Annotated in this window: 14 protein-coding genes; 9 read left to right on the top strand and 5 right to left on the bottom strand. The window is 71.9% G+C overall.

Going from position 1 to position 21,430, the window contains the following annotated elements; all coding sequences use genetic code 11:
• Positions 1–176: 176 nt before the first annotated feature.
• The 3 genes from EDD29_RS38160 to EDD29_RS38170 all read left to right on the top strand — a co-directional run bounded on the left by EDD29_RS38160 (position 177) and on the right by EDD29_RS38170 (position 5,045).
• The gene (locus EDD29_RS38160) at positions 177–2,360 is read left to right on the top strand and encodes a bifunctional glycosyltransferase/CDP-glycerol:glycerophosphate glycerophosphotransferase (RefSeq protein ID WP_211360141.1); all 2,184 of its coding nucleotides are present in this window, start codon (positions 177–179) and stop codon (positions 2,358–2,360) included.
• Positions 2,361–2,449: 89 nt separating this feature from the next.
• Positions 2,450–3,712 (top strand): FG-GAP repeat domain-containing protein, encoded by a 1,263-nt coding sequence (locus tag EDD29_RS38165; RefSeq protein WP_123669053.1) that lies wholly within the window; start codon positions 2,450–2,452, stop codon positions 3,710–3,712.
• Positions 3,713–3,812: 100 nt separating this feature from the next.
• Positions 3,813–5,045, top strand: a complete 1,233-nt coding sequence (locus EDD29_RS38170; RefSeq protein ID WP_148086236.1) for a phospholipase D-like domain-containing protein — start codon at positions 3,813–3,815, stop codon at positions 5,043–5,045.
• Between the two features lie 348 nt (positions 5,046–5,393).
• Here EDD29_RS38170 and EDD29_RS38175 read toward each other — a convergent pair whose 3' ends face one another.
• From EDD29_RS38175 to EDD29_RS38185, 3 genes are all read right to left on the bottom strand, one after another.
• Entirely contained in the window at positions 5,394–8,798 is a 3,405-nt protein-coding gene (locus EDD29_RS38175) for a bifunctional glycosyltransferase/CDP-glycerol:glycerophosphate glycerophosphotransferase (protein ID WP_123669055.1), read from the bottom strand.
• A 125-nt stretch (positions 8,799–8,923) separates the two neighbouring features.
• Positions 8,924–10,420 carry a polyprenol phosphomannose-dependent alpha 1,6 mannosyltransferase MptB gene (gene mptB, locus EDD29_RS38180; protein ID WP_123669056.1) on the bottom strand — a complete coding sequence of 499 codons (1,497 nt, stop codon included), beginning with the start codon at positions 10,418–10,420 and terminating at the stop codon, positions 8,924–8,926.
• Between the two features lie 11 nt (positions 10,421–10,431).
• Positions 10,432–12,282 carry a glycosyltransferase family 2 protein gene (locus tag EDD29_RS38185; protein WP_170201740.1) on the bottom strand — a complete coding sequence of 617 codons (1,851 nt, stop codon included), beginning with the start codon at positions 12,280–12,282 and terminating at the stop codon, positions 10,432–10,434.
• A gap of 238 nt (positions 12,283–12,520) precedes the next feature.
• Here EDD29_RS38185 and EDD29_RS38190 point away from each other — a divergent pair, with 238 nt between their 5' ends.
• The 6 genes from EDD29_RS38190 to EDD29_RS38215 are packed head-to-tail and all read left to right on the top strand — an operon-like array spanning position 12,521 to position 19,233.
• Positions 12,521–13,705, top strand: a complete 1,185-nt coding sequence (locus tag EDD29_RS38190; protein ID WP_123669058.1) for an acylneuraminate cytidylyltransferase — start codon at positions 12,521–12,523, stop codon at positions 13,703–13,705.
• 2 nt (positions 13,706–13,707) lie between these two features.
• Positions 13,708–14,592, top strand: a complete 885-nt coding sequence (locus EDD29_RS38195) for an N-acetylneuraminate synthase family protein (protein ID WP_123669059.1) — start codon at positions 13,708–13,710, stop codon at positions 14,590–14,592.
• Entirely contained in the window at positions 14,592–15,560 is a 969-nt protein-coding gene (locus EDD29_RS38200) for a glycosyltransferase family 2 protein (RefSeq protein WP_123669060.1), read from the top strand. Before EDD29_RS38195 ends, EDD29_RS38200 begins: the two co-directional genes overlap by 1 nt.
• Complete coding sequence (locus EDD29_RS38205) at positions 15,557–16,924, top strand: alpha-2,8-polysialyltransferase family protein (protein WP_123669061.1); 1,368 nt, start codon at positions 15,557–15,559, stop codon at positions 16,922–16,924. Before EDD29_RS38200 ends, EDD29_RS38205 begins: the two co-directional genes overlap by 4 nt.
• A 7-nt stretch (positions 16,925–16,931) precedes the next feature.
• Positions 16,932–18,260: a hypothetical protein gene (locus EDD29_RS45075; RefSeq protein WP_148086237.1), complete on the top strand. Its 1,329-nt coding sequence runs from the start codon at positions 16,932–16,934 to the stop codon at positions 18,258–18,260.
• Positions 18,226–19,233: a glycosyltransferase family 2 protein gene (locus tag EDD29_RS38215; protein ID WP_123669063.1), complete on the top strand. Its 1,008-nt coding sequence runs from the start codon at positions 18,226–18,228 to the stop codon at positions 19,231–19,233. The genes EDD29_RS45075 and EDD29_RS38215 overlap by 35 nt, the downstream gene beginning before the upstream one ends.
• Here EDD29_RS38215 and EDD29_RS38220 read toward each other — a convergent pair.
• The gene (locus EDD29_RS38220) at positions 19,170–20,330 is read right to left on the bottom strand and encodes a DUF6716 putative glycosyltransferase (RefSeq protein WP_123669064.1); all 1,161 of its coding nucleotides are present in this window, start codon (positions 20,328–20,330) and stop codon (positions 19,170–19,172) included. The genes EDD29_RS38215 and EDD29_RS38220 overlap by 64 nt on opposite strands.
• On the bottom strand, positions 20,327–21,292 hold the full coding sequence (locus EDD29_RS38225) for a hypothetical protein (RefSeq protein WP_123669065.1): 966 nt from the start codon (positions 21,290–21,292) through the stop codon (positions 20,327–20,329). The genes EDD29_RS38220 and EDD29_RS38225 overlap by 4 nt, the downstream gene beginning before the upstream one ends.
• Positions 21,293–21,430: the final 138 nt, after the last annotated feature.

The raw sequence follows: 21,430 nt of genomic DNA on the forward strand, positions 1-21,430 counted from the left end.
GTACCCATCGGGCAGATGAACGTAGCTTGACGCGGTCCGGAAGTCTGTAGAGTCGTCGGATGCCGCATGCGTGATCGTGATCATCAGCGCACGGTCGACGCCTCGGTAGACTCGCGGCAGGCCTGCCGCCGGCCAAGCCTCCATTGCTGGAAACGGATTCATCTGGAATGAGCAGCGTGTTCCTGAGTGTCATCGTGCCCGTGCACGGCGTCCAGGGTTACCTCCGCCAGTGCCTCGACTCGATCCTCTACCCGGGGTGCCCCGACCTCGAAGTGATCGCGATTGATGACAAGTCCCCGGACGGCTGCGGCGCCATTCTGGACGAGTACGCGCTGCGCGATCCGCGGCTGCGGGTCGTCCACCTTGAGCAGAACGTGGGCCTCGGCGAGGCCCGCAACGTGGGCCTCTCCCTGGCGACGGGCGAGTACGTCTGGTTCTTCGACAGCGACGACTACGCCGCGGACGGCGCCATGTCCTCGGTCTACGACCGGCTGCACGAGACCCGCCCCGACGTCCTGATCTTCGACTACGCGCGCTCGTACTGGCACGGCAAAGTGCAGCGCAGCGTCATCAACAAGCTGTTCCGTGAGCCCCCCGCCCCCGAGGTCTTCGCGCTGAAGGACCGCGCGAGCGTCCTCCAGTTGATGATGACCGCCTGGAACAAGGCGATCCGCCGGGACTTCCTGGTCGACCTCGGCATCAAGTTCAGCGGCGGGTACTACGAGGACATCAACGTCACCTACCCGATCCTCATGGCGGCCGACAAGCTCAGCCTCCTCGACGAGGTCGTCTACATCTACCGCCAGCGCCGCCGCGGCGCGATCACCCGCACCGGCGGCAAGAAGCACTTCGACGCCTTCGCCCAGTACGAGCGCATCTTCGCGTTCATGGACCGGCATCCCGAGACCGACCAGTACCGTCCGCTGATGTTCGACCGGACGATCTGGCATCTGCTGATCATCCTCGGCCGCGGCGACCGGGTACTGCCGGAGGACCGCGCGAAGTTCTTCGCCGGGATGTCGAAGATCTACAAGACCTACCGCCCGAAGGCGCACGTGCTGCCCGAGGACGCCCAGCTCGCGGCCAAGTACAAGCTGATCGAGAAGAACAACTACCGGGCGTTCGCCACCTCCAAGCGGCTCAACGAGCAGCGGCTGGCGGCCAAGCAGCGGCTGCGCAAGACCAAGCGGCAGGCCCGGCGCGCGATCAACTTCGCCAAGGGCAAGGCCAAGGGCGTCTACTACCGGATCCAGCTCCGCATGCCGCTCGACCCGAACCTCGCCGTCTACGCGGCGTACTGGTACCGGGGCTACGCCTGCAACCCCGCGGCGATCTACGAGAAGCAGAAGGAGCTCGCGCCGCAGATCAAGGGCGTGTGGGTGGTCCGCAAGGGCTCCCACAAGGAGATGCCCGAAGGCGTCCCCTACGTGGTGGCCGGCTCGCGGGCGCACTCGCGGCTGATGGCGCGGGCGAAGTACTTCGTGAACAACGTGAACTTCACCGACGACCCGGTCAAGCGCAAGGGCCAGGTCCACGTGATGACGCAGCACGGGACCCCGCTGAAGAAGATGGGCCTGGACCAGATGGACTTCCCCGTCTCGGCCGGGGACATGGACTTCCGCGAGCTGATCATGCGCGCGGACCGCTGGGACTACCTGGTGTCGTCCAACCTGCTGTCCAGCGAGGCGTGGGACCGGGGCTTCCCCTGCTCCTACGAGATGCTCGAGGTCGGCTACCCGCGCAACGACCGCCTCGTGCGGGCGACCGAGGCCGAGCGCACCCGGCTGCGCGCGGAACTCGGCATCAAGCCCGGCGTGAAGGCGATCCTCTACACGCCGACGCACCGCGACTACATGAAGCGGTTCGCGCCGCAGTTCGACCTCGTCGAGTTCGCCAAGACGCTGGGCCCGGACTACGTCCTGCTGCTGCGCGCGCACTACTTCTACAAGCCGAAGAAGCGCGGCCTGCCCGAGGACCGGATCATCGACGTCTCGGGCTACCCGACCGTCGAGGACCTGATGATCGCGTCCGACGCGCTCATCACGGACTACTCGTCGATCATGTTCGACTACGCGGTCCTGGAGGACCGGCCGATCGTGATCTACGCGAACGACTGGGACACCTACAAGCGCACCCGGGGCGTCAACTTCGACCTGTCGCAGCAGCCCCCCGGCGTGTTCGCGCAGACCCCGGAGGAACTCACCGACGCCTTCCTCACCGGCGCCGCCTGGGGCGGCTCGGCGGCCAAGGACCGCGTCGAGTTCCGCGCCCGCTACTGCCCCTGGGACAACGGCAGCGCCGCGGAACGCGTCGTCCGCCGCGTCTACCTCGGCCAGCAACTCCCCAAGCCCGTCCGGTAAATAGCCCGAAAAGCGTATTAAGTCCGAACCCTTCCTCCCGAAAACGCGTCTCACGCAGCGCGTCCGTCGGGAGGAAGGGTTCTTCGCATATGAGGCACATTTCGGCACTGCTGACCGGGGTCCTGCTCGCCGCGGCGCTCCCCGGCGCCGCGGCCTCGGCCGCCGCCCGGCCCGCGAAGCCCGGGGACTTCGACGGCGACGGACGCGGCGATCTCGTCGTGCTGTCGCCCTCGCTGCGCAAGGGGAAGGGGCCGCTCGGCGTCGTGACGGTGCGCTACGGGGACGGGAAGGTCCGGCATCTCTCCACCCGGAAGGGCACGACCCCGGCCGAGACGTCGGTCTCGGCGGACTTCGACCGGGACGGGTACGCCGATCTGGCGACGACCGGGAAAGCGGCCCGGGGCGTGACCGTCGTTTACGGGTCGGCCAAGGGGCTCTCCGGGCGGCGGGCCCATCTCCCCGTGCCGCACGCGACGCCGGGGGCGGCGCGCCTCCTCGCCGCCGGGGACTTCGACGGGAACGGCAGGCCCGACCTCGTCGCGACCGCGGGAGCCGACACCCGCGTCTTCCTCGACGTGCGCCGCGGCGCCCCCAGAGCGAACACCGAGTTCCCCGGCGAGAGCGCCTGCGCGGTGACGCCCGTCGCCGCCGATGTCACCGGCGACGGGTTCGACGACCTGTACCTCGCCGACCGGGACGGTGACGACCTCCTGTTCCGCGGCGGCCGGCGCGGCTTCGGCACGCCCGTCCGGACGCCCCAGTACGTCACCTGGACGGCTCCGGTCACCGCCGCCACCGGCGACTTCGACAACGACGGGCACGCCGACATCGCCCTCCAGTACGGGGGCGACACCGTCGAGATCAGGCACGGGCACTCCGGCGGGCTGCACACCGTCCGCCATGTCACCGGAGAGGAGATCGGGTTCCCCGGCAAGCCGCTCACCGCGCACCCGGAGTCGTCCCTCGCGGTCGGCGACGTCGACCGGGACGGGCGCGACGACCTCGTCCTCGGCCAGCCCGGCGGCGGGCCGCAGGCGTCCGGGCGGGTGGTCGTCCTCTACAGCGCCGAGAACGGCATCCGGATCAAGGACCCGCAGGCGTTCCACCAGGGGCAGGCGGCCCTGCACGCGACGCCGCGCGGCACCGACCGCTTCGGCTCGGCCGTCGCGCTCGTCGACTTCTCCGGCGGCCGCTCCCCCGAACTCGTCGTGGCCGCCGCCGGAGAACAGCGGCTCTACGTGCTGCGCAACACCGGCAAGCGGTTCACCTCGGCCGAACCGGGCAAGATCATCCCTGCGGCGTGGGGCCTCTCCGGCGCGTCCTGGGCGCCCATTATGGACAGCCCCGCATGAGGCGATGTGATGACCAATGCCCGACTTTCCTCAGAAAGCTCGGCGATGATCCGGTAATGTCACGCGCTGATGTTCTTGTACGGGGCTGGGGAGGTTCGGGGTGCTGAGGAGCAAGGGTCACAGACGTGGGCTCGCCGGGGTGCTGGCGGCGGTCGCGGCGGCAGGAACGGTCGCCGCGCTACCCGCGACGTCGGCCACGGCGGGCGGCGGAGTGAAATCGCACGTCGTGTTCAACAACCCGATGACCGACAAGGGCGCGCGCAACATCGAGAACCGCATCACCAAACTGGTGAAGGGCGCCAAGCCGGGCAGCAAGATCCGGATCAGCGTCTACCGGTTCTCCAACGCCTACGGCATCGCCGACGCGCTCATCGCGGCCGACCGGCGCGGTGTCGACGTCCGGATCGTCGCCGACAAGTACTCCCTCAAGCGCTGGGGCCCCGACTACGCCCCGACCGGCTTCGAGCGGGTCCGTGACGCGATCGGCGGCGGCAAGGCGATCACCTGCCCGGAGACCCGCGCGTGCATCGGCGAGAAGCTGAACCACACCAAGTTCTTCCTGTTCAGCAACACCCGCGGCACCTCGAACGTCGTCGTGCAGACGTCGCAGAACCTCAACGCGACCGGCGGCACCACCACGGACTGGAACGACGCGGTCGTCCTGGCCAACGCCGCGGGCACCTACCGCGCCTATGACCAGTACTTCAACGACCTGTGGGCCCGCAAGCCCGTCGCGAACTACTGGAAGAAGCGCGGCGGCGTGATCGCCAGCCCCGAGTCCGCGGTCCAGTTCTTCCCCAAGGCCAAGCAGACCAGCGACCCGGTCGCCAAGACGCTGCGCCAGGTCAAGTGCGTCTACACCACGCCCAAGGGCAAGACCGCCAAGAGCCACATCCGGATCGCCACGGGCGCGTTCAACAGCAAGCGCGACGAGGTCGTCACCGCCCTGTCCGGCCTCGTCCGCAAGGGCTGCATCGTCGAGGTCATGACCACCGTCGACCCGGCCGACGGCACCCGCACCGCCGTCATCCCGGTGCTCCGCAACGCGGGCGTCAAGGTCTACGACTTCGGCGAGTACACCAGCCCCAACCCCATGCACTCCAAGTACACCCTGATCTCCGGCAAGCTCGGCTCGAAGATCGGCAAGTGGGTCTGGACCGGCAGCGCCAACATGACCTGGGGCTCCCTCCACCAGGACGACGAAGCCATCCTCCAGATCAAGCACCTCGGCAAGACCGGCATCAAGAAGGTCCACGCCAAGTACGTCTGCAACTTCACCCGGGCCAAGGCCCAGTTCCTCGGCAAGCCCATCCCCGCCCCGAACTGCAAGTGACCTGAACGACCGCGGACCCGCGCCCCTTCCGGGGACGCGGGTCCGCGCCGTTTCCGCGCTCCTGCGGCGAAATCAGCCCTTGCCGGCACCCGGTCGACGGTCCGGCCCTCGGCGTCACGTGCGAACGGCGTCCTGGCAGAGCGACAGCCGGAACCGACGCCGACGCGAGGGAAGTGCTTGCTCCGTCGCACGAAGGTCATTGAGCACGCTCCACGAGCAGCGCCAGGACGAACCGGGCCACGCCGGGCACGTGGGCCGCGCTGAACGTAGCCGCCGCCGCGCAGCGGTGACGGAATATGGAGAGGCCCGCGGCCCTGGGAAGGGGCGCGGGCCTTGGGTCGGGGTGGGCTATCGCTTGCCGAAGACCCTGTCGACGACGCGGGCGGCGGCGTGGCCGTCTTCCAGGGCGCAGAAGCGGGTGTGGAAGGCGTCGTAGGGGGTTCGGTACTTTTCGGCGACCACGTCGAGGTTCTTGAGGGCGCCGACGAGGGCCTCGGTGGTCTCCAGGAGGGGGCCGGGCGCCTCTGACTCGAAGTCGAAGTAGAAGCCGCGGAGTTTGTCCCGATAGTGGGCCAGGTCGTAGGTGAAGAAGAGCATCGGGCGGCGCAGGTTGGCGAAGTCGAACATCACCGAGCTGTAGTCGCTCACCATGACGTCCGCCGCGAGGTACAGCTCGGCGATGTCGGGGTAGAGCGAGGCGTCCCGGATGAACGGGGCGTCGGGGGCTCCGTCGACGACGTTCGGGTGCAGGCGGGCGACGAGCACGTGGTCGTCGCCGAGCTCCTCGCCGAACAGGTCGAGGTCGATGTTCCAGTCGGCCTTGTACCTGCCCTGTCCGTAGAACTGGTCGTCCCGCCAGGTCGGCGCGTACAGCACGACCTTCTTGCCGTCGGGGATCTCCAGCTTCTCCCGGACGGACGCGGCGATCGCGTCGGCGTCCGGGGAGTACAGGACGTCGTTGCGCGGGTAGCCCGCCTCGATGATCTCGCCCTCGTACTTGAAGGCCCGGCTGAGGATCTTGGTGCTGAACGGGTTGGGCGACACCAGGTGCGTCCACTCCGGCAGCTTCACCTCGCCGACGGTCGCCGCGTGCGCCTTCTGCATGCCGGGCGCGTAGGCGAAGTGGACCTCCTTGACGTCCCTGCCGATCTTCTTCAGCGGGGTGCCGTGCCACGTCTGGAGGACGGTCTGGTCGGGGTGCCGCCGGAACCAGTCGCCGATCCGGTGGTTGGTGACGACGTACCGGGAGGAGTGGATCGCCTCGTGCCAGTCGCGGCCGTTGAGCCGCACCGCCTTGGCCGTCGGGGGCAGTTCGACCTGGCCGTCCCCGACGACCCACAGCTGCTTCAGGGTGCTGCCCCGGCGGACCAGCTCCTGGTGGATGGCCTTGGTGCTGTCGGAGTACTGCCTGCCGTTGAAGCAGGTGAACAGGACCGCGTCGCGCAGCCCCTCCTCCTTGACCTTGAGCCTCGCCTCCTGGCGCATCCGGGTCGACGCGCCGGCCTCGTCGGGCTTCAGGTCGTTGCCGACGTCCAGGACGACCTTGCCGCCCTGGCTCTCCACCGCGTACTGCCGGAAGGCGACCTCGACCGCCTCGGGCAGCACCGCGTCGTCGTCGAGGCGGACGGCCAGCGGCCGGGCCTCTCCGGCGCGGAACAGCACGTCCCACCTGCCCGCGCGCAGCGGGAGGGTCCCGGCGAACGAGGTGATCCGGGTGAGCGGGATGACGGTCTCGCCGCGCGTCATCGGGAAGGCGAGGTCCTGCTTGCGGCCGCGCGCCCGGAGCACGACGGTGCCGTCCCGGTGCACCGGGTGGGCGCCGTGCAGGGTGAGCACGCCGTCGGCGGCGAGCTCGGCGCGCTCCACCAGGTAGCGGGCGGTGCGCAGACTGAGCTGGACGTACCCGGAGGCGTTGCGCCCGGCGATCACCTCGCGCTCGCCGGTGAGCCGCCGCTCGGGCTCGGTCTCCTCGGCGAGGACGGCCCGGACGCCGTCCAGCTGGACCTGCCAGGCCACGGTGTCGTCGAGCTTGGCCTCGTCCTGCCGCACCTCGGGCAGGTCGGCGAGGGCGATGCGGGCGGTGAACGCCCGCCCCGCCTGGCCCGGGGACTCGGTGAACTCGACCGGGAAGGCCGCGGTCTGGTCGCCCCGGACGAGCGTGAGCCGCGCGGGCCTGCCCTTCTTGCCCTTGCCCTTGCCCTGCTTCACCGGCACGGCCGCGGGCGCGCGGCCGGTGACCTCGAGCACGTCGCCGTCCCAGCGCAGCCCGGTGACCTTGACCTTGACGGTCTCGACCCGCAGCCGCAGCTTCTTGTCCACCATCTCCGGGACGATCCGGACGTCGTCCGCCACATACCCGTAAGGCGGGAAGAGCCCGGAACCGGTCGGTCCCGCGTTGAGCGGGCCCTCGCGGTGCAGGCCGTCGGCGAAGACCCACGCCTTGACCTGCCAGACGCCGTCCTTCCAGACGCCGCGCCGGCGCAGCCTGGCCGGGTCCACGGTGAACTCGAGCCCGCGCCAGGCCTTGCGGCGCAGCGACTGCCTGGCCCGCACCCGGATCGTGCGCTTGCCCTGGCGCAGGGTGACGCCCTTGACCGACGTCCAGCGCCGCGACATCCCCACCGAGGCGATGTCGGCCTGCGCCGACACGGCGAGCTTCCCGTCCCGCCAGGCGATCTCCTCGACCCTGCCGCGCAGCTTCACCTCGGCGCCCGCCCGGTAGACCGCGGCGGGGATGGCGAGGGCGTCGTCCTTCCAGTAGGGGTAGACGACGTAGCGCCGCAGCCCGTCCCGCACGATCGACGGGTTCGTGCCGCCCCGCTCGTACCGGACGACCTTCACCAGCTCGGTCACCAGGCGCCGGGAGGCGAGATGCCACTTCAGCCTGCTCAGCGCGCCGAGCTCGGCGAAGACCCGGGGCTCGACGGTCTCGGCGAACTCCGCGGCGAGCTCGACGGTCCTGGCACGGGCCGCGGGCTCGGCGTCGGGGAGGGTGTCGAGGAAGACCCTCAGCTCGCGGTCGAGCAGGGCGAGTTCCACCGCGCGACGCTCGCGCGCCTTCCACCTGCCGTCGAGGCTGCCGCGGATCGCGGCGACCGCGGCGAAGGCCTCGGCCGCGTCGTTCGGGTCGGTGCTGGGCGGCGGCTGGAGGGGGGCGGCCCGCTCGACGGTGTACTCGGGGAGCACCTCGACCGCGCCGGCCAGGTGGTAGGCGATCACCGCGACGGGGAGGTCGGGGAGCCGGTCGGCGTCGGGGAAGCGCAGCCCGGCGGCGTCCCAGAAGGTCCGGCGGAAGAGCTTGGCCGTCACCAGCCTGTCGTTGAGCAGGCCGGGAGACTTGCGCAGGGACGTCGCGTGCTTGCGGGAGCCGAAGGGGCCCCGGTGCATCCAGGACCGCCAGACGCCGCCGTTTTCGGTGATGAGGCCCACGTTCCCGGCCGCGAAGTCCGCGCGGGACCCGGTGAGCGCGGTGTGCAGGAGTTCCAGGGCGTCGGCGGGGATCCGGTCTCCCTCGTCGACGAAGAACAGGTGCTCCCCTTCGGCCGCGGCCACGCCGAGCTCACGTGCGGCCCCCCGGCTCAGTCCAGTTCCGGGCAGTGCCCGGAAGCGCTCGTCGGGCAGTTCCCCTGCGGGGAGGGCGCCGTCATGGACGACGATCGCCTCGAAATCCGCGTGGGTCTGCCCGGCCAGCGACTCCAGGCTCGCACCCGGAAACGGCTCGTCGCCCGAGACGAGCACGATGACACTGATCATCAGGAGTTCTCACATATTTAGGTGACAGTTCACGAGTCGTGCGTTTTGCTGTCGTTCAGTGGTCAGCGGAGTGTACGACGTGACCCATTCCCCGCGCCCGGTCATCCCACCGTGTGGAAGACCGATCACCCGCCCGAGGCGGTGAGAACTCCTGTTTTTCCGGTGGAATCCTTTTTCTCGGAGCCCCTACGGGCGGTTCGCTCCGGAATGACCACCATGATCACGGCGAAGCACATGATCATTCCCAGAGCTGCCGAGGTCCACCAGTTGTTCACGGGATCGCGCACGAACGGCATCGGATCCGGCCACGGGTCGCCGCGGAACTGCGGCACCCCTGGCAGGAAGCCCAAGGATCCCACGGCGAGCCGGATCTGCATCAGTCCGTCGATCCGCGTGCGCGGCGCGAGCGCGAGCAGCGGGAAGATCAGCGGGTCGTACCAGGGGTGCTGGACGGGCGAGGCGATGAGCACCGCGGCGCACACCGCGAAGGCGAACCGCGCGGCCTGCCCCTGACGGGTGGCCGCCGGGGTGAGTTTCCACAGCAGCGCCGCGACGATCACCGCGGCGGCGAGATAGCCCAGCTGATTCATCTGGGAGTGTGTGGTGTCGATCCCCCAGCGCGGCAGATAACGCCACGGATTGGTGGGCGAGGCGTCCTGGGATTTGTCCAGCAGGACCTCGAACGCCCGCGGCCCGGCCATCAGATAGCAGCCGAGCCCGGTCGCCAGCACCCCGCCGAGCAGTCCGGCGAGGGTCGGCAGGGAGCGGCGCGCGACCCAGGCGAGACCCACTCCCGCGATGAAGAACGGCGCCTTGACTCCGCCCGCGAGCCCGATCAGCGCGCCCGCGTACATTCCCGCGGCCCACATCGGGGTGTGCCGGGAGGCCCGGAAGAAGACGGCGAAGGCCGCGACCATGAAGGCCGCGCCGAACACGTCATTGTGGGCGCCGGCCGCGCAGGCCCAGAGCATCAGCGGGTTGCAGGTCCACAGGAGGTGCGCCCTGACCTTGGCCGCGGGGCCCTCGGCCATCCGGTGCAACAGCACCGCGACCACCGCGAACGCCCCGGCCGCGGCGAGCTTGAGCACGGAGACGACCGCGAACATGGACGTCCCGCCGAGCCAGGCGGCCCCGGCGAACAGCCAGTTCGAGACCGGCCCGTACACCGACGGGGTCTGCCGCCACGCCTGCGGGGCGTAGGCGGCGACGGGATCGCGCAGATCGATCAGCAGTTGCGGGACCGTCTGATAAGGATCATGGCCCAGCAGGAGCATTCGCCCGTACAGGGCATAACTCTGCACATCGGTGGATCCGGCCACCGGCGCGAGCGCGAAGGCCAGAGCGGCCAGCAGGCCGCCGTACAGCAGCATCCTCGGTGACGGCAGCCAACCCCGGCGGACCGCCAGCAGGCCCAGACAGACCCCCGCGGTGCCGAAGCCGACCATGCCGAAGGTCAGCGCGACGATCAGCGCGGCACTCGGATCGGCGTCCAGCGACCAGCCGCCGCCGCTCTCCGGCACCGCGTTGGACGGGCCGAGAAGGCAGGCGGCCAGGCCGAGCGCCACCGCGACCAGGGCGGCGGCGATCCCGGCCGCCCCGGCCCAACGGGAGCTAGCGGACATGGTGACCTGGTTCAGGGCCTGCCGCGCAGGCCCGCCTTCGCGAGCAATCGCGGCAGCACCGGCGCGGCGGCGAGGGTGGCCGCGAGGCGCCCGCCGTTCGTCCGGTAGGGCCGCCCCGTGCGGCGCAGCCCGATCCGGCCGGAGGCGAGCGCGTCCGGCAGGAACGCGCCGCGCATCCCGCCGACCTCGAACTCGATCTGCCAGGTGCCGTCGCGCATCTGCTTGAGCGGCAGGGACGCGGTGAAGGAGTCACCGGAGAACTTCGCCGGGACCTCGACCACCTCGCTCTCGCCGCGCAGCTTCGCCACGATCTTGACGGGGGTGGACGCCGGCATTTCCCCGACGACCTCGAGGGCGCCGCCCACGACCCGGGCCGAGGCGGACCACTCCGGCGTCTTGGACTGCCATCCGGCGTCGACGCTCAGGTTTCCGTAGTCGGTGACATGCCCTCGGACCACGGGCTTGCCGTCGTGGACCGGGACGTACCTGTCGCCGGGCACCTCCAGCTCGCCCAGCGACGGGCGGGCCGCCAGCGGCACCCCGCCCAGCGAGGCGCGCACCACGAGGTCCCAGCGGCCCTTGGCGAGGGTGGTCTCGGCGAGGTCGAGGACGACCCGGAACGGCGCGGTCGACGCCACCGCGAACGGGTACTCGACGGGGTCGTCGTTCCGGTCGCGCAGCACCACCGACAGTTCGGCCGGGACCGCCCCGGGCAGCTCCACGTCGCCTTCCAGGACGAGGCCGGAGCCCTCCCATTCGGCGCGGGTCAGCGCGACCCGGAACGGGACCCGGTCGGAGACGTCATAGCAGGAGTCCGGCAGTTCGCCGAAGCCCGGCGTGTCCTGGTAGATCCGGCCGTCGACCGCCTTGAGCGGCGCGACCGCCTCCTCGGCGTCCACGGCGACCCGGAAGGCCACGATCTCGGGCAGCAGGTCCTCGCGGCCGTTGAGCAGGCAGTGGGCGAGCTGCCGGAAGAAGGGGGCGCTCGCCTCGGTGATCTCCGGGGTGAGGTGCTGCTCCATCAGCTCGCGGGCGTAGCCCTCGGTGATCACCCGGTCCGCGGGGGACGAGGCGAGGTAGGCGCGCCCGAACCGGGACATGACCTCCTCGCGGAAGTGCCGCCGCAGCATGCGGTTGCGCGCGTTGCCCGGCTCGGTGTGCGCCTCGACCAGGCGCATCACCCTGCCGATCACCGGGAAGAACGCGTCGTCGACGGCGCCGCCCTGCTGCATGATGCTGCTGCCGTCCTCACGCTCCACCCAGAAGTAGGCGTCGTAGTCGGCGAGCACGCTGACGGCCTTGGCCTTGAAGTACGCGAGGGCCGTGAACTCCTGGTCCTCGTGCGACAGCAGTCCCTCGGGGAAGCGCATGTCCCCGATGAGCTCGCGCCGGAACAGCTTGAGCGGCGCCAGCGTGGCGTACAGGTCGGGTTTGTCGTCGTAGATCGTGGTGCGGGCGACGGTCTGGCGGAACAGCCGGACCGGGACCTTGCGGCCGACGCCGACGTACTTGCCGATCACGATGTCGGTGTCGTTGTCCTCGGCCATGCCGACCATCAGCTCAAGGGCGCGGGGCCCGAGCCAGTCGTCGGCGTCGAGGAAGAGGACGAACTCGCCCGTCGCCCGGTCCAGGCCCGCGTTGCGGGGGGCGCCGGGGCCGCCGGAGTTCGGCTGGGTGATCACGGTCATCCGTGGGTCGCTGATCTGCCGCAGCAGCTCGAGGCTGCCGTCGGTCGAGCCGTCGTCCACGCAGATCAGTTCGAGATCGCTCAGGGTCTGAGAGAGCACCGATCCGACGCAGTGTTCCAGGCTCGTCCGGCAGTTGTAGACCGGCACGATGACGCTGGCTTTGGGGTGAGGCACGCGAGATTTCCTGTCACAAGGGAGCACATGCACATTAGCCGGACCCTGGAGCCTTTGCGCGAGAACTCCGCCGAAACGATCATGGCTGGTTAAGGCGAACATAAAGTACGCACCCGGCGCCGCAGTGTCCACACCTCAGCCGCGCTTCGTTCACCTCCACGCTCACAGCGCGTCACATCGGCCTCCTAGCTTCGGAGTCCTCTGCCCGACCACCGGGCGGCGACGACGAGGAAGATGTGTGCGACTCCACAGCGGACTTCACACGGGACGGGCGGTCTGCGTGATCCCGGCCCGGGGCGGCTCCAAGGGCGTCCCCGGCAAGAACCTGGCCAGGGTCGGCGGTGTGCCCCTGGTCACCCGGGCGATCCGCGCCGCCCTGGCCGCCCGGACCGTCGAGACCGTGCTGGTCTCCACCGACGACCGGGAGATCGCCGAGGTCGCACGGGCCGCGGGCGCCCGCGTGGTGGAGCGGCCGGACGAGCTGTCCGGCGACACCGCGTCCTCGGAGTCCGCGGTCCTGCACGCGATCGCCACCCTGCCCGAGCCGCCCGAGGCGACCGTCCTGATCCAGTGCACGTCGCCGTTCCTCGACCCCGACGATCTCGACGCCGCGATCACCCGGGTGCTCGACGGGACCGCCGACAGCGTCTTCGCCGCCCTGGAATGCCACGAGTTCCAGTGGGCCGAGGGCCCCGACGGAGTGGCCGGAGTGGGCCACAGCGCCGCGTTCCGGCCCCGCCGCCAGGACCGCGCCCCGCACTTCCGCGAGACCGGCGCGTTCTACGTGATGCGGACCACCGGCCTGCTGGAACACGGCCACCGGTTCTTCGGCGCCATCGCCGCCCAGCCCGTGCCGCGCGAGCACGCCGTGGAGATCGACTCCCACGCCGACCTCGCCGTGGCCCGCGCCCTGGCCCCCCTGGCCGACCGCCCCGAGCCCCTCGACGTCGACGCGGTCGTCACCGACTTCGACGGCGTGCACACCGACGACCGGGCGGGCGTCGGCCAGGACGGCACCGAGACCGTCACGGTCTCCCGCGAGGACGGGATGGGGGTCGCCCTGCTCAAGAAGGCGGGCATCCCGTTCCTCATCCTGTCCACCGAGACCAACCCCGTGGTCCGGGCCCGCGCCGAGAAGCTCGGCGTCCCGGTCCTGCACGGCGTCGCCGACAAGGCCGCCGTCCTGGAGAAGTGGCTGCGCGACGCGGGGTGGGACCCCGCGCGCGTCGCCTACGTCGGCAACGACGTCAACGACCTCGGCTGTCTGGCCCTCGTGGGCTGGCCGGTCGCGGTGCCCGGCGCGCACCCGGACGTCCTCGCGGCGGCCCGGCTCGTACTCACCCGTCCGGGCGGAGGGGGCGCGGTCCGCGAGGTCTGCGACCTGGTCCGCACCCACAAGACTTCTTCACAGAGCGAGGAATAGGCATGTCTCCCAACAGCACCCCGGTCCGCATAGGCGACCTCTCGGTCGGCGACGGCCGGCCCGTCTACGTCATCGGCGAGATCGGCATCAACCACAACGGCGACATGTCGATCTGCCGGCAGCTCATCGACGTCGCGGCCAACGCCGGCTGCGACGCGGTGAAGTTCCAGAAGCGGACGCCGGAGATCTGCGTCCCGGTCGAGCAGCAGTCCAAGATCCGCTCCACCCCGTGGGGCGACATGACCTACCTGGAGTACAAGCACCGGGTCGAGTTCGACCACGAGCAGTACGCCGAGATCGCCAAGTACTGCGGCGAGCGCGGCCTCCAGTGGTTCGCCTCCCCCTGGGACGTGCCCTCGGTCGACTTCCTCGAGGAGTTCGACGTCGTCACGCACAAGGTGGCGTCCGCGTCGATCACCGACCGCGAGCTGCTGCGCGCCCTGGCCGCCACCGGCAAGCCCGTGATCCTTTCAACCGGGATGTCGGAAATCGCCGAGATCGACGAGGCGGTCGAGATCCTCGGCACGGAGAACCTGGTCATCCTGCACGCGACCTCCACCTACCCGCTGCCCGCCGAAGAGGCGAACCTGCGCACCATCACCACGCTCCGTGAGCGCTACGGTGTTCCCGTGGGCTACTCCGGACACGAGCGCGGCCTCCAGATCAGCCTCGCCGCCGTCACCCTCGGCGCCTGTGCGATCGAGCGGCACATCACCCTCGACCGCACCATGTGGGGCTCCGACCACGCCGCCTCCCTGGAGCCGACCGGTCTCCAGCACCTCGTCCGCGACATCCGCGTGATCGAGACCGCCCTGGGCGACGGCGTCAAGCGGGTCTTCCCCGGCGAGGCCGAGCCGCGCGAGCGGCTGCGGCGCACCACCGCCTGATGGGGACGGCCATCGCGGGAGCGCCCCGGCTGACGGTCGTCATCCCGATGCGGGACGTCCAGTCCTACGTCGGGGACATGCTGCTCACCCTGCGCCGCAACACCGCGCCGGACATCGAGTTCCTGGCCGTCGACGACGGCAGCCGCGACGACACGCCGCGGCTGCTCGCCGAATCCGGGGTGCCCGGCCTGACCGTGCTCACCAACCCGTCGCCGCTCGGCCTGAGCGGGGCGCGGAACACCGGGCTGGACGCCGCGCGCGGCGAGTACGTCACCTTCCTGGACGGCGACGACTGGGTCGCGCCCGGCTACTTCACCGCGCTCGCCGACACCATCGAAGGGCTCGGGTGCGACTTCGTCCGGGTCGACCACATCCAGGTGACCGGGCGGCGGCACGTGCTGCACCGGGCGCCGATGGGCCGCCGCGGGAAGGTGCTCGACCCGCGCGACGCGATCCTGCCCGTGCACGACAGGTCGATGGTCGACTACCCGTACGCCTGGGCGGGCGTCTACCGGCGCTCGCTCGGCGAGCTGCTCCGGTTCCACGACCGGCTGCACACCGCCGAGGACAGGCCGTGGATCTGGCGGCTGCACCGGGAGGCGGCGACCTACGCCGTCGCCTCCCTCGCCGGGGTGTTCTACCGGCGCGCGGTCGCCGGCTCGCTCACCCGCATCGGCGACGCCAGGCAGCTGCACTTCTTCGACGCGTTCGACCTCGTCCTGTCCGACCTGGAGTCCGACCCCGAGGCCGAGAAGCTGCGCCGCAAAGCCGTGCGGACGTACTGCGCGCTGATCGCCCACCACCTGACCGAACGGGACAGGCTCACCCCGGCCCTGCGCCGGGAACTGCGCCGCCGCGCCCGCAAGACCGTCGAGGGGTTCCCCCCCGACGCCCTCGCCGAGGCCCTGCCGGGGCTCGGCGCCGACCGCCGTGACCTGTTCGCCGACCTGTTGGGCATCGACGCTTGAGCGCTACACAGATCCTCCTGGCCTCGACCCCGTTCGGGGCCCTGACCCTCGCCGCCGCCCTCGACGCCGGGCTCCTCGGCGCCGGGGACGCCAAGCGCGTCCTCATCGTCAGCAACAACGCGGCGATCCCCGAACTCACCCCCGGGCTCACCGAGCAGCCCGGCTGGGCGGCGATCGGGAAGCGCTTCGACGTGCTCGTCGACTGGAACGCCGAGATCGCGCCGCTGCACCCGTCGGGGTGGCAGCCCCGCGAGGAGGAGCTGCCGCTGTACGAGCGGTGGCTGCGCGACAGATGGGGACTCACCGGGCAGGACGTCGAACTCGTGGTCGAGTCGATCGCGGTCGCGCCCGCCCGGACGCTGTGCGCGCTGTTCTTCGACGCGCCGATCACCGTCTACTCCGACGGGCTCATGTCCTACGGGCCGACCCGCAGCGCGCTGCCGACCGGCGTCGGCAGCCGGATCGACCGGCTCCTGCACCTCGACCTCGTCCCCGGCCTCATCCCGCACCTGCTGCGCGAGTACGCCGTGCCGTCGGCGACCATTCCCGACGCGGCGTTCCGCAAGGTCCTGGACGAGCTGACCGAGGCCGTCAGGCCCGCGCTGACCGCGCCGGACGGGACCGCGGTCCCCGAAGGCACACCACTCGTCGTCGGTCAGTACCTGGCCGCTCTGGAAATCCTGACCGCGCAGGAGGAAGATGACCTCCATGTGGCGATGCTGCGTGGAGTCGTGGCCCGTGGGCACACGACCGTGCTCTTCAAGCCCCATCCGGCCAGCCCGGTCCGGGCGACCGAACGCCTGGCGAATGAGGCCCGGCGGCTCGGCGCGCGGCTCCTGGTCGTCGACCAACCCGTACCGGCCGAGACTTGGTGCGCGGCGGTACGGCCCGCACTGATCGTCGGCTGCTTCTCGACGGCGCAGATCACCGCGGCGCGCTACTACGGCGTCCCCGCGGCGGCGGTCGGCACCGCGGGCCTGCTCGACAGGCTCGCGCCGTACGAGAACAGCAACCGCGTCCCGGTCACCATCGTCGACGCGACCGTGCCCGCCCTCGGCGAGGACGGCGTGCTCGCCGAGCCGGAGTTCCCCGGCCCGGCGCTCGAACCCCTGGTGACCGCGGTGACCTACGCCATGCAGGCGGGCACCCGTCCCGAACTGCGGTCCGCGGCGGTCCGCTACCTCGACGAGCGGTGGCCGGACGTCCAGCGGTACTTCAAGCGACGCCGCCTCACCTCGCTCGGGCTGCCCGGCGGGCTCCCGGCCGGGGAGCGCGCGCTCGTCTCCGCCGCGCTGCCCCGGGCGAGCCGCCGCCGCAAACTCGCGGTCGCCGCGCTGCGCCGGGTCGACCGGCTGCGGGACTGAGCCCGCGATGCCCGGCCCGGTCCTGCTGTGCGCGGCGGCAACCCGGCTCGGCGCCGCCACGATCGCCGCGGCCCTGGACCTCGGCCTGCTCCCCACGGCGCCGCGCCGGATCCTGCTGACCTCCGAGCCGCCGGGCCCCGCCATCGCCGCGCGCTTCACGGACGTCCTCGACTGGGACGCCGAGTTCGCCCCGCTCCGCCCCCTCGGCTGGGCCCCCCGCCCCCAGGACCTCCCCGTCCTGGAACGCTGGCTCACCGAACACTGGTCCCTTCCCGGCGCGGCACCCGCCGGGCCCGCGTGCTCGGGCCCCGAGTCCGCGGGCTCCGCACCCGGCGGACCCCTTCACCCGGGTGCCGCGGACACCGGACCCGCGCTCGCGGGATCCGGGCTCGCCGGGGGCGTCCATCTCGTCGTCGACACGCCCGCCGCGCTGCCGACGCTCGGGGCGATCCTCGCGGGGGCCCGGATCACGGTGTGCGCCGCGGGGCTGGACGCCTACGGGCCCACCGAGGTCAGGCCGCCGGACGGGGTCGGGTCGCGGATCGTCCGGCTGCTCCACCTCGATCTCGTGCCGGGGCTGTCGCCGCTGTTGCTGCGCGAGTACGGGCTCGCCTCCACGCCGGTGCCCGCCGCGCCGCTGCGGGAACTGCTGGGGCCGCCCGGCACGCCCGCCGAGGGGGCGCTGCTGCTGCCGGAGGACCTCGCCGCGCGCGGGGTGCTCCCGGCCGCGGCGGAACAGGTCGTGCTGGCCGGCGCGGTCCGGGCCGTCGCCGCGCGCGGGATCGGGCTGCTGCGCTGCGCGGGCGAGGCCGTGCCCGGGGCCGTCCTGCGGGAGGCGCGGAGGCTGCGCCTCACCGTCGAGACCGTCGCCGACCCCTGGTCGGTGCGGCCCGTCCTCGCCGTCGGGCACTCCTCCGCGACGCTCACCGCGCTCGCCAGGGTCGGCGGCGTCACCGTCGCCGCGGCCGGCGCCCGGCGGCTCGTGCCGACCTCCGAGCGGGTCCCCGCGACCCTCACCCACCTGACCGTCCCGCTGCTCACCCGCGGCGGCCGGCTCATCCCCCCGCCCGGTCGGGGCGCCCGCACCGGCCCGGCGCTGCAACCACTCCTCGACGCCCTCGCCTACACGCTGCGGCCCGGACAGCTCCCCGATCTCCGTCCGGCCGCCGTCGCGCACCTGACCGGGGCCGACGCCGCACACGGGTACTTCCCGGCCTCCGGGCTCGCGGCGCTCGGCCTGCCCGCCCCCGCCACGGCGCAGCGGCTGCGCCGCGTCCTGCACCTCGGAGCGCACCCCCGCCATGTCCGTCCTGTCGGTGATCAGCCCGGTCCGTGACGTAGCCCGCTACGTCCCCGACCTCCTCGCCTCCCTGTCCGCCAACGTCCGGCCGGGCTTCGAGTTCCTCGTCGTCGACGACGGCTCCACCGATGCCACCGCCGAGCTGCTGCGCCGCGCCCGCGTCCCCGGCCTCCGGATCCTGACGCACCAGGCGCCGGGAGGCCCGTCTGCGGCGCGGAACACCGGCCTCGCCGAGGCGTCCGGCCGGTACGTCACCTTCCTCGACGGCGACGACTGGATCCGGCCCGGCTACCTCGCCGAACTCGTCGCCGCCATCGAGACCCTGGGCTGCGACTTCGTCATGACCGACCACATCGAGGCCAAGGGGGCGCGGCGGATCCTGCGCGTCCCGCCCGAGGCCAGGCTCGGCGAGCGGCTGCCCGCGCGGCCCGCGATCCTGCCGCAGCACGACAAGTCGATGGTCGACTACCCCTACACCTGGGCCGGGATCTACCGCCGCGCGCTAGGCCCGCTGCTGGAGTTCGACCCCAGGCTGCACACCGCCGAGGACCGCCCCTGGTTCTGGCGGCTCTACCGGCGCGCCGACGACTTCGCCGTCGTGTCCCTGCGCGGGCTGTTCTACCGGCGGGGCGCCACGACCGCGCTCACCCGCATCGGCGATGCCCGGCAGCTGCACTACTTCGACGCGTTCGACGGCATCCTCGCCGACCTCACCGCCGACGGGGAGCCGCCCGAACTGCACTACAAGGCGATCCGCAACTACTGCGCCATCATGGCCCGGCAGATAGGAGCCGAGGCCCGCCTCACCCCGGGGCTCCAGGCGACCCAGCGCGCAAGGGCGGCCGCCACCCTTCGCACGTTCCCTCCGGACGTCCTGGCCTCGGTCCTGCGCGGCTGGGGGCCCGAGCGCAGGGACCTGCTCGAAGGGGTCGCGGGCCTGACCGATCAGCCGCCGCGCGGCACGCGCGGCACGCGCAGCGCCCGGCGGACGCGCATGAGCGCCAGGTAGGCGGGGGGCGGCAGCTCCACCCGCAGCCGGGCGCGCAGCCGCTCCTTGCGGCCGCCCGCCGCGCGCGGCCGGGGCGGCAGCCCGTCGGCGGTGGCCACGAGATCGTCGAGCGCGTCCGCCCAGTCGTCCTCGGACGCCGGGTGGAAGTAGTTCTCCCGGCACCAGCGCGGATCGGGCTTCTTGAACGCGCCGCGCGCCAGCTCGTCCAGGGTGCCGAGCACCCCGCTGCCCTCGAAGACCAGGTTGATCATCTCGGCCGACACGCCGAAGTCCTCAAGGACGAGCAGCGGGACGCCGGAGGCGATCGCCTCGAGCGCCGCGGTCGAGCTGACCGTGACGAACCCGGCGGCCGACTGAAGATGGGAGCGCATCGGGCCCGCGTCGAACTCCAGCAGATCCCGGTCGTAGGGCAGGTCGGGCCACAGCTCCGCGTAGTGCAGCAGTTCCCGGTGCGTCTGCTCCTCGCCGGGCAGCGCGCGCAGCTTCACCACGACCCGCAGGTCCGGCCTGCCGAGCGCCAGCGCGGCGAGCGCGTGCAGGACCGCCTCGCGGTCGGCCCGCTCGGCGGGGACCTTCGCCTGGGTGGCGAACACGACGCGGTCGGGCGCGCCCGCCTCCGGCAGGTTCCCCAGGAACGGCAACGTGGCCCGGACGACCCGGCCGGGCAGCCCCAGCGCGCGGCCGATGGCCGAGAACTCCGCGACCTCACGTCCGCTGTGCACCACGAAGAGATCGGCCGAGGCCCGCAGCTCCCAAGCGCGCTGGGTGGCCGGGACGGAGATGCCCGGCAGACCCGTCACCAGGACGCGGCGGCGGCCCCGCGAGACCGCGGGCGCGAGCGCGCGCACGACCGGCCCGGTGCAGCACAGCAGCACCGCGTCCGGGTCGAGGCTCCGCAGCAGCGCCCGGTACTGACGGGCCGACACCACGGGCGGGAGGTCGTAGCCGCTCCCGCTCACCGCGGCGGCCCGCTGCTCGGCCGACGGCGTGATCGGCGAGCGCACCACCACGAGCCGGTGCTCGCCGGGCAGCCCGCGCAGCAGCGCTGCGCCCCACTTGAGATAGGAGTCGGAATCGGCGACGGCGAGGACCCTCAAGCGAACTCCGGTCCTACCGTGAAGAGGCTGAGATGGGTGCGGAGCGACGCGTCGGCCTGCTCGGTCCACCACGCGTGCGGCACGGTGACGCCCTCGATGACCGGCCCCTGCCCGCCCAGCAGGACGCGCAGCGACGACAGGGCGGTCGAGGGCAGGCTGACCACGCGGTGCCAGGACGTCAGGCCGCGCAGGCTCAGTTCGACGGGCAGCTTCGTGTCGTGCACGCGCACCCGAGGGTCCGCCCGCAGCGCCTCCAGCACCTGCGGGCACTCGCGCCGGTGCGGGTGGTAGACGAACGGCTCCACCGCGGCCCGCCCGTTCAGCCAGCGCAGGTACTCCCCACGGTCGATCAGCCCGTTGGCGACCAGCGACGTGCCCAGCATCACCACGCGCTCCGCCGGGGGCGGGTCGGCGGGCAGCGAGCGCAGATATGGGAAGTCGTGCGAGACGACGGAGATGCCGACCCGGTTCGCCCGCGCCAGCACCGCCGACGGGACCGGCAGGCCGGTGAACACCGTCACCCTGCCCCGCTCCGCGAGCGAGCGCAGCCGCGCCCCGGCGAGCGCGCCGAGCCCCCGGCGCACGAGTCCCGCCTTGGCCCGCGCCCGGATCAGCGGCTGCCGCCACGGCCCGGACAGGAGGCCGAGCAGATGCAGCGTCGCCAGCCCGTCGTCGACCAGCACGACGCGCCCGGGCGCGCGCCCGGTGAGCAAAGTGGCCTGCGCCTGCCCGGAGAACGCGTCGCCGAGCGCCCAGGCCCCGCGGCCCGCCGACGCGCGGGTCGCGTCCTCGAGCACGACGCCCGAGGGCAGGCCGAGCCGCGCGACCTCCGCGGCGGTCGCGGCCAGCGCGGGCGAACCCGTGCGGACCCGCACCACCACCGGCCCGAGCACCCCGGCGTGTCGCGCCTCCAGGACCGACAGCAACTGGAGGGGTGACTCGACCCAGGCCAGATCCGTCATCGCCACCTATCAATACGGGTCAGGTTCCGTCACGATGTGACTGAGTGTCACCAGAAGCTTCGCAGACGCACATGAACGGACAACCAACATGAGCTGTCGGGAGCGATTAACAATCTTTACGGGTGTCGATCTCGCTAA

The organism is Actinocorallia herbida (assembly GCF_003751225.1).
Classification (GTDB): domain Bacteria; phylum Actinomycetota; class Actinomycetes; order Streptosporangiales; family Streptosporangiaceae; genus Actinocorallia; species Actinocorallia herbida.

Excerpts from the sequence above, each read along its gene's own strand:
- EDD29_RS45075 (WP_148086237.1), top strand. The coding sequence starts at position 16,932 with ATGCCCGGCCCGGTCCTGCTGTGCGCGGCGGCAACCCGGCTCGGCGCC.
- EDD29_RS38165 (WP_123669053.1), top strand. The coding sequence starts at position 2,450 with ATGAGGCACATTTCGGCACTGCTGACCGGGGTCCTGCTCGCCGCGGCG.
- mptB (WP_123669056.1), bottom strand. The coding sequence starts at position 10,420 with ATGTCCGCTAGCTCCCGTTGGGCCGGGGCGGCCGGGATCGCCGCCGCC.
- EDD29_RS38175 (WP_123669055.1), bottom strand. The coding sequence starts at position 8,798 with ATGATCAGTGTCATCGTGCTCGTCTCGGGCGACGAGCCGTTTCCGGGT.
- EDD29_RS38195 (WP_123669059.1), top strand. The coding sequence starts at position 13,708 with ATGTCTCCCAACAGCACCCCGGTCCGCATAGGCGACCTCTCGGTCGGC.
- EDD29_RS38200 (WP_123669060.1), top strand. The coding sequence starts at position 14,592 with ATGGGGACGGCCATCGCGGGAGCGCCCCGGCTGACGGTCGTCATCCCG.
- EDD29_RS38225 (WP_123669065.1), bottom strand. The coding sequence starts at position 21,292 with ATGACGGATCTGGCCTGGGTCGAGTCACCCCTCCAGTTGCTGTCGGTC.
- EDD29_RS38215 (WP_123669063.1), top strand. The coding sequence starts at position 18,226 with ATGTCCGTCCTGTCGGTGATCAGCCCGGTCCGTGACGTAGCCCGCTAC.